General features: G+C 41.3%; 15 protein-coding genes and 1 riboswitch. Of the genes, 13 read left to right on the top strand and 2 right to left on the bottom strand.

Going from position 1 to position 13661, the window contains the following annotated elements; all coding sequences use genetic code 11:
- The first annotated feature begins 343 nt into the window (after nt 1–343).
- The 11 genes from AQPE_RS22285 to AQPE_RS22235 all read left to right on the top strand — a co-directional run bounded on the left by AQPE_RS22285 (nt 344) and on the right by AQPE_RS22235 (nt 8247).
- Complete coding sequence (locus AQPE_RS22285; protein WP_318348688.1) at nt 344–502, top strand: hypothetical protein; 159 nt, start codon at nt 344–346, stop codon at nt 500–502.
- A 412-nt stretch (nt 503–914) separates the two neighbouring features.
- A riboswitch (Fluoride riboswitch) is annotated at nt 915–985 on the top strand.
- A 24-nt stretch (nt 986–1009) separates the two neighbouring features.
- Nucleotides 1010–1387: a fluoride efflux transporter CrcB gene (gene crcB, locus AQPE_RS22280; RefSeq protein WP_318348687.1), complete on the top strand. Its 378-nt coding sequence runs from the start codon at nt 1010–1012 to the stop codon at nt 1385–1387.
- A gap of 1 nt (nt 1388) precedes the next feature.
- A complete protein-coding gene (locus AQPE_RS22275; RefSeq protein WP_318348686.1) occupies nt 1389–1754 on the top strand; it encodes a DUF190 domain-containing protein in 366 nt (121 codons plus the stop codon).
- Nucleotides 1755–1910: 156 nt separating this feature from the next.
- The gene (locus AQPE_RS22270) at nt 1911–2603 is read left to right on the top strand and encodes an iron-sulfur cluster assembly scaffold protein (protein ID WP_318348685.1); all 693 of its coding nucleotides are present in this window, start codon (nt 1911–1913) and stop codon (nt 2601–2603) included.
- A 12-nt stretch (nt 2604–2615) separates the two neighbouring features.
- Nucleotides 2616–3608, top strand: coding sequence for a GGGtGRT protein (locus AQPE_RS22265; protein WP_318348684.1), 993 nt, complete (start codon nt 2616–2618; stop codon nt 3606–3608).
- Nucleotides 3609–3799: 191 nt separating this feature from the next.
- Entirely contained in the window at nt 3800–4861 is a 1062-nt protein-coding gene (locus AQPE_RS22260; protein ID WP_318348683.1) for a zinc-dependent alcohol dehydrogenase, read from the top strand.
- Nucleotides 4862–4867: 6 nt separating this feature from the next.
- A complete protein-coding gene (locus AQPE_RS22255; RefSeq protein WP_318348682.1) occupies nt 4868–5311 on the top strand; it encodes a C-GCAxxG-C-C family protein in 444 nt (147 codons plus the stop codon).
- A gap of 68 nt (nt 5312–5379) precedes the next feature.
- On the top strand, nt 5380–5976 hold the full coding sequence (locus AQPE_RS22250; protein ID WP_318348681.1) for a phosphatase PAP2 family protein: 597 nt from the start codon (nt 5380–5382) through the stop codon (nt 5974–5976).
- A 16-nt stretch (nt 5977–5992) separates the two neighbouring features.
- On the top strand, nt 5993–6682 hold the full coding sequence (locus AQPE_RS22245) for an HAD family hydrolase (protein ID WP_318348680.1): 690 nt from the start codon (nt 5993–5995) through the stop codon (nt 6680–6682).
- A gap of 20 nt (nt 6683–6702) precedes the next feature.
- The gene (gene deoC, locus AQPE_RS22240) at nt 6703–7422 is read left to right on the top strand and encodes a deoxyribose-phosphate aldolase (RefSeq protein ID WP_318348679.1); all 720 of its coding nucleotides are present in this window, start codon (nt 6703–6705) and stop codon (nt 7420–7422) included.
- A 78-nt stretch (nt 7423–7500) separates the two neighbouring features.
- Nucleotides 7501–8247 (top strand): SIMPL domain-containing protein, encoded by a 747-nt coding sequence (locus AQPE_RS22235; protein WP_318348678.1) that lies wholly within the window; start codon nt 7501–7503, stop codon nt 8245–8247.
- A gap of 4 nt (nt 8248–8251) precedes the next feature.
- Here the strand turns inward: AQPE_RS22235 and AQPE_RS22230 are convergent, their stop codons facing one another.
- Both AQPE_RS22230 and AQPE_RS22225 read right to left on the bottom strand, forming a co-directional pair.
- A complete protein-coding gene (locus tag AQPE_RS22230; RefSeq protein ID WP_318348677.1) occupies nt 8252–9658 on the bottom strand; it encodes an NfeD family protein in 1407 nt (468 codons plus the stop codon).
- A 26-nt stretch (nt 9659–9684) separates the two neighbouring features.
- Nucleotides 9685–10221 carry a lipocalin family protein gene (locus AQPE_RS22225; RefSeq protein ID WP_318348676.1) on the bottom strand — a complete coding sequence of 179 codons (537 nt, stop codon included), beginning with the start codon at nt 10219–10221 and terminating at the stop codon, nt 9685–9687.
- A 177-nt stretch (nt 10222–10398) separates the two neighbouring features.
- On the opposite strand from AQPE_RS22225, the gene purB reads away from it, so the two are divergent.
- Together purB and AQPE_RS22215 are read left to right on the top strand one after the other, a co-directional pair.
- On the top strand, nt 10399–11745 hold the full coding sequence (purB, locus tag AQPE_RS22220; RefSeq protein ID WP_318348675.1) for an adenylosuccinate lyase: 1347 nt from the start codon (nt 10399–10401) through the stop codon (nt 11743–11745).
- Between the two features lie 62 nt (nt 11746–11807).
- Nucleotides 11808–13628: an ABC transporter ATP-binding protein gene (locus tag AQPE_RS22215; protein ID WP_318348674.1), complete on the top strand. Its 1821-nt coding sequence runs from the start codon at nt 11808–11810 to the stop codon at nt 13626–13628.
- Nucleotides 13629–13661 lie beyond the last annotated feature (33 nt).

The raw sequence follows: 13661 nt of genomic DNA, 5'->3' as shown, positions 1-13661 counted from the left end.
ATTTAAAAATTGGGAGTCCTTGGATTCCCTTTTTTTTGCGTGTTTTCGATCGATTAACAGCTTTGTCCCTGAAAAATAAGATCACAAGCCGCAACATCAAATGATTGTTGTATTTACAACTCAAGAGATGGTAACACCATTTTAAATAGTACCTTTGATTTTTTACAACTTTTCTGAAGTTTTCACGTTTGTGCATATAGATCTTAATACGTGGTCTTTTCTAAAAGATAAATAATCCGTTTTATACCAGCAAAAATGAGATCAGGCCTTATTTCCCAGGTACTGATACCAGAATAGGTTTATTCTAAATGTGTGTAGTATTCATTAATAGAAAGAAATTAAAATGTTCGAAAAGAAACAACCGAGTTTTACTACTCCTGATTTGACCAAGTTACAAGAAGTAATTATTGATGTCAAAACAAGAATTTATATCGCAGTCGGAGCTGACCCTAAAGAAGCTAGAAGTCGTTATTTTGCAAGGATTGGCGCAAAAAAAATATAAAATATCGATTGCAACATTTTCAACATGAGCGTAAAACTTTAAAATTCAAGTATCATTTGAATTGTTTCTGAGATTATCGACTACAATTTCGATCCTGCTATTTGAATTAGTTTTACTCGTCATGTTTAATCGATTTTTCGCTACGATCTAACCCGAATTTGAAAGTTTATTGGCAATTATTTCTACTGAATGTCCTTCTCAACAAATCGAGTAACTCATCCACCCGAACTAGAATAAACGATCAGTCTATTTTTTCCTGATTACCTGATTTCATTTCAACATCACTAGCCTTATCTTTCATCAAAGGATAAAAAAAAACATCCGCTGATGAATATGAATTCTTTATCAATTTTACTTACTCCCATCGTATTTCCACATCCAGGATCAGGCACAATCTTTTCGAATAATTATATTTGTGGTCGGCAATGAGGTCTGCCTTTAACCGCCGTAACGCAAGTTCAGGCTGATGACATCTACCAATGAATAAGTTATTTAGAACGTAATTTTATGGTAAAATCTATTTTGATTGTTGGACTAGGTGGATTCATCGGTACGGTTGCTCGTTTTCTCATTTCCCGCTACTTTCAAGTTAATGTTACTTCTGTTTTCCCATGGAGTACGTTTATCGTTAATATTGTTGGATGTCTGCTTATTGGTTTAATTTATGGCATTTCCGAAAAAGGCGATTTCTTAAGCGCCGACATCCGACTGTTCCTTGCAGTAGGAATATGTGGCGGCTTTACCACATTCTCAAGCTTTTCAAATGATGCCTTTTTGTTAGGTCGCGAGCAGGAATGGATTCGTTTTGCATTATATACTTCGCTCAGTGTATTTATTGGATTAATGGCTGTTTACGCCGGACGTTTCATCATTAAACTAACCTAATATGGAAAACAATACAGTAGCATGTGTATTAAAGTTTTTTATTGGTTCAACCGACCAGATCAATCAAGAGCCTTTATATGAATACATAGTATTTCAGGCGAAAAAGAAAGGAATTGCCGGAGCTACCGTAACAAAAGGTATTATGGGTTTCGGGGCAAGTTCAGTCATCCATTCCTACAAATTCTGGGAAGTGAGCGACAAAGTGCCATTGGTAGTTGAATTGGTTGACGAAGAAGATAAAATCAATTCGTTTTACGAAACAATCCGTCCACAGCTCGAAACGATGAAATACGGATGTTTGGTAACGCTGGAAAAGACGAATGTATTGCTGTATAAAACAGGAGAAAAAAGGATGTTCGGGATGTAGAGTAATCAGTCGCAATTTTCAGTAAAAAGCTGTTGCAAGCGTTAAACTACAATCGAAGTGTTATCCTTTGCCGTCTGCTTTAGCTGACGGACATGAATTATAAGTATTAATAAAAAATTGAGTTCTCAATATATTTCAAATTAAAAATTAGACTATATGAGTTTTACACATGAAGTTGCAGGCATGATTTGTGTCGCTCAGGGAGCGAATCATGGCCCGGCTCCAATTCCTGAAGAAGGACGTTGGGTAAAAGCCAAAGAAGTAAAAGACATCTCGGGATTGACCCACGGAGTTGGCTGGTGTGCACCTCAACAAGGAGCTTGCAAGCTGACACTGAACGTGAAAGAAGGTATCATTCAGGAAGCATTGGTTGAAACAATCGGTTGTACCGGTATGACCCACTCGGCTGCTATGGCTTCTGAAATCCTTCCCGGAAAAACCATTCTGGAAGCGTTGAACACCGACTTGGTTTGCGACGCGATCAACACCGCTATGCGCGAATTGTTCTTACAAATTGTTTACGGACGTACCCAAACAGCTTTTTCTGAAGGCGGTCTGCCAATTGGCGCCGGCCTGGAAGATTTAGGTAAAGGTTTGCGCGGTGTAACCGGTACTTTGTACGGAACTGTTGCAAAAGGCCCTCGTTACCTCGAAATGGCTGAAGGTTACATCACTAAAATCGGTTTGAGCGAATCAAGCGAGATCATTGGTTACGAATTCGTAAGCCTTGGCCGCATGATGGACATGATCAAAACCGGTATGGATGCCAACGAGGCTTTAACAAAAGCTTCAGGCAAATATGGCCGTATGGAAGATGCAGTGAAAGTAATTGACCCACGTAAAGAATAAGGAGAAACAGATATGCCATTATTTGAAAGTTACGACAGAAGGATCAACCAGATCAATAAAGTGTTGAATTCTTACGGCATTTCTTCATGTGAAGAAGCCAGAAAAATTTGCGAAGACAAAGGCGTGGATGTTTACAAAATTGTAAAAGACATTCAACCAATCGCTTTCGAAAACGCCATGTGGGCTTACATCGTGGGCGGCGCTATCGCTATCAAAAAAGGACAAACCAATGCTGCTGACATTGCCGCTACTTTGGGCGAAGGCTTGCAGGCTTTCTGCATTCCCGGATCGGTTGCCGACGATCGTAAAGTAGGTATCGGTCACGGAAACCTGGCTGCCATGTTGCTGAAAGAAGAAACCAAATGTTTCGCTTTCTTAGCTGGTCACGAATCGTTTGCTGCCGCTGAAGGCGCAATTGGTCTTGCCAAATCTGCCAACCGCGTTCGCAAAGAACCATTGCGCGTTATCCTGAACGGATTGGGAAAAGATGCCGCTAAAATCATCGCCCGTATCAATGGTTTCACTTATGTGCAAACAGATTTTGACTATTTCACCAGCGAATTGAAAGTAGTTGAACGTATCGCTTACTCAAAAGGTGATAAAGCCAAAGTAAATTGTTACGGAGCCAACGATGTTCGCGAAGGTGTTGCTATTCTTCATAGCGAAGGCGTTGACGTTTCTATCACCGGAAACTCAACCAACCCTACCCGTTTCCAACACCCTGTTGCAGGTACTTACAAAAAAGAATGTATCGAACAAGGAAAGAAATATTTCTCGGTAGCATCAGGCGGCGGAACAGGCCGTACGTTGCATCCCGACAACATGGCTGCTGGTCCTGCGTCTTACGGTATGACCGACACCATGGGACGTATGCACTCTGATGCTCAGTTTGCAGGCTCTTCTTCAGTTCCTGCTCACGTTGAAATGATGGGATTGATCGGAATGGGTAACAACCCAATGGTTGGCGCCAGTGTAGCAGTTGCTGTTGCTATTTCTCAGGCATAATTCAACTGAAAATATAAAAAAGCCCCGCCTCGAAAGAGGTCGGGGCTTTTTTATGACCATATTTATAGCTTAGCTTTTTGTAGAAAATTCCAAACAAAACTATAATACTTATGATAGCAGTCTCCCATGCATCATTATCTTTGTTATAGGCTTCAAAACTTAATTTGAATTACAACAACAAAACCAACGGTATGAAAGCTGCTGTTTTAACAGAATACAATAAGGTGGAATGGTTAGATGTGAAAAAACCGACCTGTAAACCCGGAGAAGTTTTGATTGAGGTTACTTATGGATGTATTTGCGGAAGCGATCAGCACATCCACAAAGGCGAATTTCACCCGCGAACCAAAACACCGATGATCATGGGACATGAATTTGGTGGATTGGTTGTTGAAGTAGCCAATGGTGTTGAAGGCTGGGCTGTTGGCGACAAGGTAGCTCCAGATCCGATCATCTGGTGTGGGAAATGCCCTGCCTGTTTAAAAGGTCATTATCCGGCATGTACAAGCCTAAAACTCATTGGCATTGATTCGGATGGCGGATTTGCCCAATTCATTTCTCTACCGCCATCCATGTTGTATAAAGTTCCGGCGAATATTCCGGATGAACATGTGGCACTGGTCGAAGTTCTAAGCATCGGCTGTCATGCAAAAAACCGCGCCAATGTAAAGGAAGGCGATACCATTGTAATCTGGGGGTCAGGAAAAGTTGGCCTTTGCATTCTGGAAGCGGTGCGCACGGTTACCGACAATACTGTTTTTATGGTCGATATTTTAGAATCGCGTTTGGCTATTGGCCCAAAATATTACAAGAATGTCATTGCAATTAATGCTTCCAAAGAAAATCCGGTGGAACGTATTAAAGCTGAAACCGAAGGCAAAGGAGTTGACATTGCTTTTGAGGCAGTTGGACATGCCCATGATATTGATGGCTTGATCAATCCGGTTCGCGGATGTATTCAAAGTGTCTGCGGAGGCGGAACAGTCTGCGTTCTTGGTCTGGGTAACGAACCAGCTCCAATCGTATTCAAAGAGCTAATCTGGAAAGAAGCAAAAATTGTATCGTCGCGGGTTAGCCACGGCGAGTTTGCTGAAGCAATTGAACACCTAAAAAATGGCAGGTTTAAACCCGAAGCATTAATTTCACAAATCCTGCATGGCTCGCAAACCCAGCGTGGATTTGAAATACTTGACGAGAATCCAGCCGAAAACATTAAGATATTACTCGATTTCAGATCGGATGGCATGAACTAAAAAATTATGACAAAGGAAAACACTATCTCTAAAGCCCTATCCTACTTCGACGAAGGATATGCCTGCTCGCAATCGGTACTTCTGGCATTTTCCGAAGAATTAGATTTAAACGAAAATACGGCAAAACTCATTTCTTCGACCTTTGGCGGCGGAATGGGGCGGTTGCGCCAGAAATGTGGTGCAGTAACTGGCGGATTTATGGTACTTGGTTTAACTTACGGCAATTCGGATCCAAAAGACTTGGATACCAAACTGGCCTCGTACAAAAAGGTTCGTGAATTAAATCATTTATTTGAAGATATTCACGGAACTACTATTTGTGCTGAATTATTAAAAAAACACGCCTCTGAAGCCGATGTAGCCGAGCGGAAACACCACAAAATTATTTGCCGAAAAGTCGTCAACGATGTTGTTGACATTTTATATGATCTGACCCGGCGACCTGAATAACCGGATTCAATTGCGCTTTTCATATTTTGCGAGCAGAATCAACATTACAAGCTTAAAGATAAAACAAGATGGAATACCTGAAACAATTAGATACTCAATTATTTATGCTGATCAACGGAAGCCACAATGCTTTTTTTGATCCAATGATGTATTGGCTAAGCGATAAATTGATTTGGATCCCGATGTACCTGCTGATTATTTTCCTGATGATCAGACGGTACAAAATGCAGGGAGTTCTGATGCTTGTCTTTGTGGCTCTGACGATTACTCTTTGCGACCAAACGGCCTCGGGTTTGCTGAAAAATACCGTTCAACGCTTACGTCCTTCGCATGAGCCGTCGCTATCCGGATTAATTTACCTAAGCAAAGCCGGCCCGGGCGGATTGTATGGTTTTGCGTCCTCACATGCAGCTAATGTTTTTGGGTTGGCAACTTTTCTTTGTTTTGTACTCGATTCAAAATTCAGATATTTAAAATACGGACTATTCCTTTGGGCATTTCTTGTGGCATATAGCCGCATTTACAATGGAGTGCACTATCCGGGTGATGTTTTGGCTGGCTCATTAATCGGTATTACTTTCGGCTATTTGATGGCAAAAGCCTATTTCAGCACCAACGAATACCTTAAAAAAAAGGCCAAACCGGACAGTCAAACTAATATATAATTAAACGATTAACTAAATGCTTCAATCAATTAAAGTTATTGGATTCGATGCCGACGACACGCTATGGATAAACGAACCTTTTTATCAGGATGTAGAAAGGGAGTTTTGCCAGATTATGAAATGCTATCTTGATGAAGCTGAAACATCGAAGGAGTTGTTCAAAACTGAAATGCAGAACCTTGAAATCTATGGTTACGGCGCCAAAGGATTCATTTTAGCAATGGTCGAAACTGCAATCAGAATAACAGATGCTAAAATTACTTCAGAAGAAATAAACCGCATTATAGATATAGGCAAAACCCTTTTAAATATGCCTATTCAATTACTCGACGGTGTTGAGAATGTGCTGCAAAAACTTCGGAGAAAATACAAGTTGATACTCGCTACCAAAGGCGATTTGCTCGATCAGGAGCGGAAGTTGCAAAAATCGGAGTTGATTAATTATTTCCACCACATCGAAATCATGAGCGACAAACACGAGAACAATTACAGAAAGCTCCTCTCCCACCTCGACATTCAGCCCAGCGAATTTTTGATGGTAGGTAATTCTGTAAAATCCGATATTCTACCAGTTCTCAATATCGGAGCAAGCGCCATTCATGTTCCATTTGAAGTAATATGGCAACACGAAACCCATCATGATTCAACAGGAACAACCGATTTCAGTACCGTTTCATCGATTTCAGAAATTTTGGAATTACTATAACAACCTAAACATTTAATCTAATGAACGAAGTAGTATATCAACTCGCCAAAATGATAGATCATTCGATCCTTCATCCAACAATGACCGATGTCGATTTAAAACGGGAATGTGAAGTCGCCCGAAAATACGATGTAGCCTCAGTGTGTGTAAAACCTTACGCCGTAAAACAAGCCGTTGAATTCTTGAAAGCAAGCGATGTATTGGTTGGCTGTGTCATTGGGTTTCCGGCCGGAAATTCGGCAATTGAGGTAAAAGTTTTTGAAGCCGAAACTGCCTGCAAAGACGGAGCAGTTGAAATTGATATGGTCATCAACATTGGCAAGGCTTTGCTGGGCGATTGGACCTATATTACTGATGAAATTAAATCGGTTACTAATGCTTGTCACCGCAACGGGGCAATTGTAAAAGTGATCTTCGAAACCGACTACGTGACCAAAGAAACTGACATTGTTAAACTTTGCCAGATTTGTACCGAAGTGGGCGCCGACTATGTGAAAACCTCGTCAGGATTTGGATTTGTGAAACAGGCCAATGGCGATTACAACTATGTTGGAGCGACTGTTCCAATTTTGGAACTCATGAAAAAAAGTGTTGGCCCAAAGGTAAAAGTAAAAGCTGCCGGTGGTGTTCGCACGTTGGATCAATTGCTTGCCGTTCAGGCTGCCGGATGCTCCAGATGCGGTGCAACTGCAACAATCACTATAATAGAAGATGCGATCAAACGTTTCGGGAAACAATAAATAGCGATTCGCCAGAGAATTTTTCAAATTCTGGCATGAAATGTGAAACAACGCATACAACTTTAAAAAGGGAAACTTATGAAAACTTCAAGTATCTGGATTATTTCAATTGCGCTTATCGTCAGTTTTGGTATTAGTGCTCTATTTATTGGAAGATCGCTGCAACGTTTTAAGGCGGAAGACCGGAGTGTTAGCGTTAAAGGTTTCGCTGAACGGGAAGTTAAAGCCGACCTTGCAGTCTGGATCATTCAGACCCGAATGGCAAATAACGATTTGATGGAAGGAAGCAAAGCTGTTGATGAGGCCAAAAATAAAGTAATTGCCTTTATGCTTCAGAACCAGATTAAACAAGAAGAAATTGTGGTTGAAGGAATTGTGGTAACCGATAAAAAGGCGCAACAGTACGATAATTTCCAGCAAGGCAATGCTTTCAGATATTTGATAACACAGAATTTTCAGATCAGGAGTAACAATGTTGACTTATTGCAAAAAGTGAGCAGAATGACAGGTGAATTGCTTCAGGTTGGCGTATTTTTATCGAACAGCGATTATGGAAATCCACTTCAATTTTATTTCACCAAGCTGAACGAAATTAAACCTGAAATGATTACCGAAGCCACGCAAAATGCGCGTAAAGCAGCTCAACAATTTGCAAACGAAAACGATTCGAAATTGGGTAGTTTGAAAAAAGCCAATCAGGGTTTGTTTACCATTGTTGATCGTACTGCATCACTTTCAGGAGGCGAAGGCGGATTTGCCTCAGGAACCAACGATTTATACAAAAAAGTAAGAGTGGTAATTTCTGCTGAATATTCAATCAACTAAACGTTTAATCTATTTCTACATACAATTGGGCCGCTTCCACTTTGGTGACCACGATGTTTGTTCCCTTGTCAATCATTCCCGACACGGCCATGGCATCGTAGGTTTGGCCATCAATATCTATTTTTCCTGAAGGTCGTAGAGTCGTAACTGCCATGCCGCTCTTTCCTTTCAGCAAAAGCAGTTCCGGGTCAACACCCAGATAACCACTTTCAAGACTCATCACTTCTTTAAGCGACATGTGAGAAAACCGTCCGGTTTCGGCGGTAAACATTTTTTGACTCAGATAAATAGCCAGACTAATCCCACCAACTGACCCGAGAAAAACAGTTCCCAAAGCAATAAGCAAGTCGTTGCCTTGTACTTCGTCAAACGAAAAATTGACATTCTTGATCAGGCTCAAAACCAATCCTGAAAAGGTTAATGTAATTCCAGAAATGCCTGTAATTCCAAAGCCAGGAACGACGAATATTTCAAGCGCTATCAGGATTAAACCAACAATGAACATCAGAATTTCCCAGTTGGCAGCCAAACCTTCGAGGTACAACGGCGAGAAATATAAGACCGCTGACACAACGGCAACTCCAAGCGGAAACCCGATTCCGGGTGCCTGCATTTCAAAATAAATTCCGCCCAAAATCAGCATGATCAAAATTCCGGAAACAACCGGGTTAACCATGAACCCCAGGAAAATCTCGAGCTTGGTTGGCTTGTACTCCACAATACGGGCATTCTCCATCTGATTCAACTTCAGCACTTCTTCAACACTTTCGCAGATCCCCTCGCAATAGCCGTTTTTCATGGCTTCGGCAGGAGTGAAAGTCAATATTTTGCCAGTGTCGATTACCCCTTTTATATATACCCGCTCATCAACCATCGCTTCAGCAATTAGCGGATCGCGCTTCCATCGGTAGGTAGTATCTTGTCCCGAAATGATTGTATCTTTCCCGTGCGATTCAGCTGTTGCACGCATCGTAGCGCGCATATAAGATTGGTATTTGTCGGGCATTTTCTCACCCGTCTGATTCACAACAGTTGCTGCACCTAACGAAGCTCCAGTACGCATATAAATCCGGTCGCAGGCCAGTGAAATGAGAGCGCCAGCCGATGCGGCATTGTTATCGACAAAAACTACCACCGGGATTTTGCTGTTCAGAATGCGGGTACGGATAGAATCGGCATCAACCACCGTTCCGCCATAAGTATTCATGTGAATCAGGATCAAATCGGCTTTCAAACTATTGGCTTCAGCAAAAGCCTGCTTGGTTTGCCGCCATATGGCAGGCGCAATGTTCTCCTTGATGTTGAACTTGTAAACAAGCTTTTCACTATTCTTCTTTGAATCCTGAGCGAATCCAAATGAAAAATTCAGTATCAAACTGAAAACAAGTACAACTACAACAATTGATTTCATAAGTAATTGTATTACTATAAATAGATTTAATTCTCTTTCTGAGAAACTTTCACCAACTTATCCAGATTATATCCACGTTTGCGGGCTTTTTCTAAAAGCATTTCATAAGTTTCAGGAGACATTTGCGGAGTCCGGCTCAAAATCCAGAAGTATTTATCCGTTGAACTGCCAATCATCACGTACTGATAATTTTCATCCAATTCCAGCACATTGTAATCGCCATAGAAAATCCAGAAAAAAGAAACCTTCAACTTTCCCGGCTCAGATGGATCTGGAATTTTAGCTTTGCCTTCAGCAACCGAAAGTTCTCCATTCAGAGTGTTTTTATAACCTTGATTCAAAACTCTGATTTTGCCATCATCCCTCAAACTGTAAGTGGCTGTAACACCAACCATATTTTTCTCGAATGAATGCGGGAAACGGGCAATTTCGTACCAGGTTCCGAGGTAACGGTTCAGGTCAAGTTCTTTAACGGTAGTCTTATCAAGCATTTGACTATTGGTATTTGTACAACTAAAAGTGAAGAATAAACTCAGTAACAGCAACAAACGGATTTTTGACATGGTTATCCAATTAGATATGTTCAAATTTACTTAATAAACAGTACATCGTGTATGTTTGCTGAAATAATCTTCAGTCATCTCTCTTCCTAAAACTTTGAATTATCCCATGAACAAAACGATCACTTCTACCCAATCACAAATTTTCATACCTTTACGCCGCGAAAATAAAATGAAAACATGGAATTAAGCTTACTCACTGCTATATCGCCTATTGATGGCCGTTACCGTTCAAAAGTTGAAAATCTTCAGCTCTATTTTTCTGAATTCGCTTTAATCAAATACCGCGTACTGGTTGAAGTTGAATACTTTATTGCACTTTGCGAACTGCCATTGCCTCAATTGGCTTCATTCGATAAAAGTCAGTTTGAATCGCTCCGCAAAATAGTAGCTAACTTTTCGCTGGAAGATGCCCAACGCATTAAAGACATCGAAAAAGTAACCAACCATGACGTTAAAGCTGTTGAGTATTTCCTGAAAGAAGAATTCGACAAGCTGAATATTCGGGCATATAAAGAGTTTATCCATTTCGGATTGACTTCGCAGGACATCAACAACACAGCCGTTCCAAAATCAATTCAGGATGCATTGGATAACGAGTATTACCCATCGATCAACGATTTAGTCGACAAACTCGACGAAATGGCTGATGAGTGGAAAAATATTCCGATGCTGGCCAAAACGCATGGTCAACCGGCTTCTCCAACCAATTTGGGTAAGGAAATCCGCGTATTTTCGGAACGTCTGAAAGGCCAGTTAGATCAGTTAAAAGACATTTCGTGCGATGCCAAATTTGGTGGCGCTACCGGGAATTTTAATGCGCACCATATCGCTTATCCTGAAATTAGCTGGAAAGCATTCGGGAACCATTTCCTGAAAAAATACCTGGGTCTCGAACGTTCGCAGTACACCACACAGATTGCCAATTACGACAATCATGCTGCCATTTTCGATGCCATGAAGCGCATCAACAACATCATCATGGATTTGAACCGCGACATGTGGACCTATGTTTCGATGGAGTACTTCAAGCAAAAAATTAAAGCGGGCGAAGTGGGTTCATCAGCTATGCCGCACAAAGTAAACCCAATCGACTTCGAAAACTCGGAAGGAAATATCGGTTTGGCTAATGCCATTTTTGAACATCTGTCGGCGAAACTACCTGTTTCACGTTTGCAGCGCGACCTCACCGATTCGACAGTATTACGCAATATTGGCGTCCCATTTGCCCATTCGCTGATTTCGATCAACTCAACCATGCGCGGGCTGAATAAACTGCTGATTAATACGGATGCCATCAATGCCGATCTGGAAAAGAACTGGCCAGTTGTTGCAGAAGCCATTCAAACCATTCTTCGCCGCGAAGGCTACCCAAATCCATACGAAGCGCTACGCAATCTGACCCGCGTCAATCGAAAAATCGACCAGAAAGTGATTCATGAATTTATCGATTCGCTTGAAATTACTGATGCGCTGAAGACCGAATTAAAGAAGATTACGCCACAAAATTATACCGGGATCTTCTAGCACAATAAATCGTTATTATTTAAAGTTTTACACACAAGTATCTCTACTGAATATTTACACCCATGAGGGATTTTTTCAAGATTTTAAAGCGGTTCATTCCACCCTATAAAAAACAGTTAATTCTCAATTTCCTGTTCAATTTGCTTTCAGCTTTGTTCACTGTTTTTTCAGTGACCATGATGATCCCAATCCTGGACATCCTTTTCGATCAGAAAAAGAATGTATACGACATGATGCCCTGGGCAATGAATCTGGATGCAGTAAAGCACAACTTGTATTATTACATTACCATATTTAAAGACGAGAATGGAGCTGGTCTTACACTTTTGCTGATTGGCGCTTTTGTTATTATTGCCACATTACTGAAAGTTGGCTTTTATTACCTGGGAGCTTATGAGGCTATTTACATCCGGAATGGAGTGGTGAAAGATATGCGTGAACAGATTTACCAGAAAATGCTTAAGCTGGCTCTTCCTTTCTTTTCTGAAGAACGAAAAGGTGACATTATTTCGCGCATAACAGGCGATGTTACCGAAGTGGAAAACTCGATCATGTCGTCGCTGGATATGTTCCTGAAAAATCCGATTATCATCATCGTATTGCTTGCCTCGATGCTGGTTATGAGCCCACGAATGACACTTTTTATCTTTATCGTTTTGCCAGTTGCTGGTTATATTATTGGTCGTGTTGGAAAATCGTTGAAAAAGGTATCGCGCGAAGGTCAGGACAAAATGGGCGAAATACTTACAGTTGTTGAAGAAACTCTAGGCGGACTGCGGATCATTAAAGCGTTCAATGCCGAAAAGAAAATGAATGCCCGCTTTAGCTCAGAACTTCATGATTACAAATCAATCATGAACCGACTGATGCGACGCCGCGAACTGGCTCATCCGCTGAGCGAATTACTTGGAACCGTGGTAATTATTATCGTTGTTTGGTATGGCGGAACTTTAATTTTAAGCAACAACAGCGAATTGACTGGTACCGAATTCATCGCCTATCTGGCCATTTTCTACCAGATCATCAACCCTGCAAAAGCATTCACCACAGCACTTTATAGCATTCAGAAAGGGTTAGCCTCGATGGACCGAATCGACAAAATCCTTTATGCCGATGTTACTATTCCTCAAGCTACGGATGCAAAATCGGTTAGTACGTTGAAAGATTCCATCGAATATCGGAATGTTACTTTCGCCTACGATGATAAAGTGGTGTTAAACAATGTTTCACTCACAATTCCGAAAGGAAAAACAATTGCGTTGGTTGGTCAATCCGGAAGTGGTAAAACCACTTTTGTTGACCTTCTTCCCCGATTCTACGATGTGAATGAAGGACAGATTCTGATTGACGGTGCTGATCTCCGTGATCTGAAACTTCACGATTTACGCGATCTGATGGGAAATGTGAATCAGGAAGCTATTTTGTTCAACGATACCATTTTCAACAATATCGCTTTTGGAGTTGATAATGCTTCAATGCCTGAAGTAATTGCGGCCGCTAAAGTGGCCAATGCGCACGACTTCATTATAGAGACAGAACATGGTTACGACACGGTAATTGGTGACCGGGGAAGTAAACTTTCAGGCGGACAACGGCAACGTTTGAGCATCGCCCGTGCGATCCTGAAAAATCCACCTGTACTGATCTTGGATGAAGCCACTTCAGCCCTCGATACCGAATCGGAACGTCTGGTTCAGGATGCGTTGGAAAATCTGATGAAAAACCGTACTTCAGTGGTTATTGCCCACCGCTTATCAACTGTTCGCAATGCCGATCTGATTTGCGTATTCCACGAAGGAGAAATCATCGAACGTGGAACTCATGACGAATTGATTAAACTGAATGGTCGCTACAAACACCTGCACAGCATGCAAATGTTTTAAAATCAAGCTAAAAGGCAAAAGCAACGGGGCGAA

Origin of the sequence: Aquipluma nitroreducens (assembly GCF_009689585.1) — a bacterium.
Classification (GTDB): Bacteria; Bacteroidota; Bacteroidia; order Bacteroidales; family Prolixibacteraceae; genus Aquipluma; species Aquipluma nitroreducens.
Note: the sequence above shows the minus strand (reverse complement) of the source record. Positions and strands in the feature narration are given on the sequence as shown.

Coding starts and splice junctions, on each gene's coding strand:
- AQPE_RS22285 (WP_318348688.1), top strand. CDS start 344: ATGTTCGAAAAGAAACAACCGAGTTTTACTACTCCTGATTTGACCAAG.
- crcB (WP_318348687.1), top strand. CDS start 1,010: ATGGTAAAATCTATTTTGATTGTTGGACTAGGTGGATTCATCGGTACG.
- AQPE_RS22275 (WP_318348686.1), top strand. CDS start 1,389: ATGGAAAACAATACAGTAGCATGTGTATTAAAGTTTTTTATTGGTTCA.
- AQPE_RS22270 (WP_318348685.1), top strand. CDS start 1,911: ATGAGTTTTACACATGAAGTTGCAGGCATGATTTGTGTCGCTCAGGGA.
- AQPE_RS22265 (WP_318348684.1), top strand. CDS start 2,616: ATGCCATTATTTGAAAGTTACGACAGAAGGATCAACCAGATCAATAAA.
- AQPE_RS22260 (WP_318348683.1), top strand. CDS start 3,800: ATGAAAGCTGCTGTTTTAACAGAATACAATAAGGTGGAATGGTTAGAT.
- AQPE_RS22255 (WP_318348682.1), top strand. CDS start 4,868: ATGACAAAGGAAAACACTATCTCTAAAGCCCTATCCTACTTCGACGAA.
- AQPE_RS22250 (WP_318348681.1), top strand. CDS start 5,380: ATGGAATACCTGAAACAATTAGATACTCAATTATTTATGCTGATCAAC.
- AQPE_RS22245 (WP_318348680.1), top strand. CDS start 5,993: ATGCTTCAATCAATTAAAGTTATTGGATTCGATGCCGACGACACGCTA.
- deoC (WP_318348679.1), top strand. CDS start 6,703: ATGAACGAAGTAGTATATCAACTCGCCAAAATGATAGATCATTCGATC.
- AQPE_RS22235 (WP_318348678.1), top strand. CDS start 7,501: ATGAAAACTTCAAGTATCTGGATTATTTCAATTGCGCTTATCGTCAGT.
- AQPE_RS22230 (WP_318348677.1), bottom strand. CDS start 9,658: ATGAAATCAATTGTTGTAGTTGTACTTGTTTTCAGTTTGATACTGAAT.
- AQPE_RS22225 (WP_318348676.1), bottom strand. CDS start 10,221: ATGTCAAAAATCCGTTTGTTGCTGTTACTGAGTTTATTCTTCACTTTT.
- purB (WP_318348675.1), top strand. CDS start 10,399: ATGGAATTAAGCTTACTCACTGCTATATCGCCTATTGATGGCCGTTAC.
- AQPE_RS22215 (WP_318348674.1), top strand. CDS start 11,808: ATGAGGGATTTTTTCAAGATTTTAAAGCGGTTCATTCCACCCTATAAA.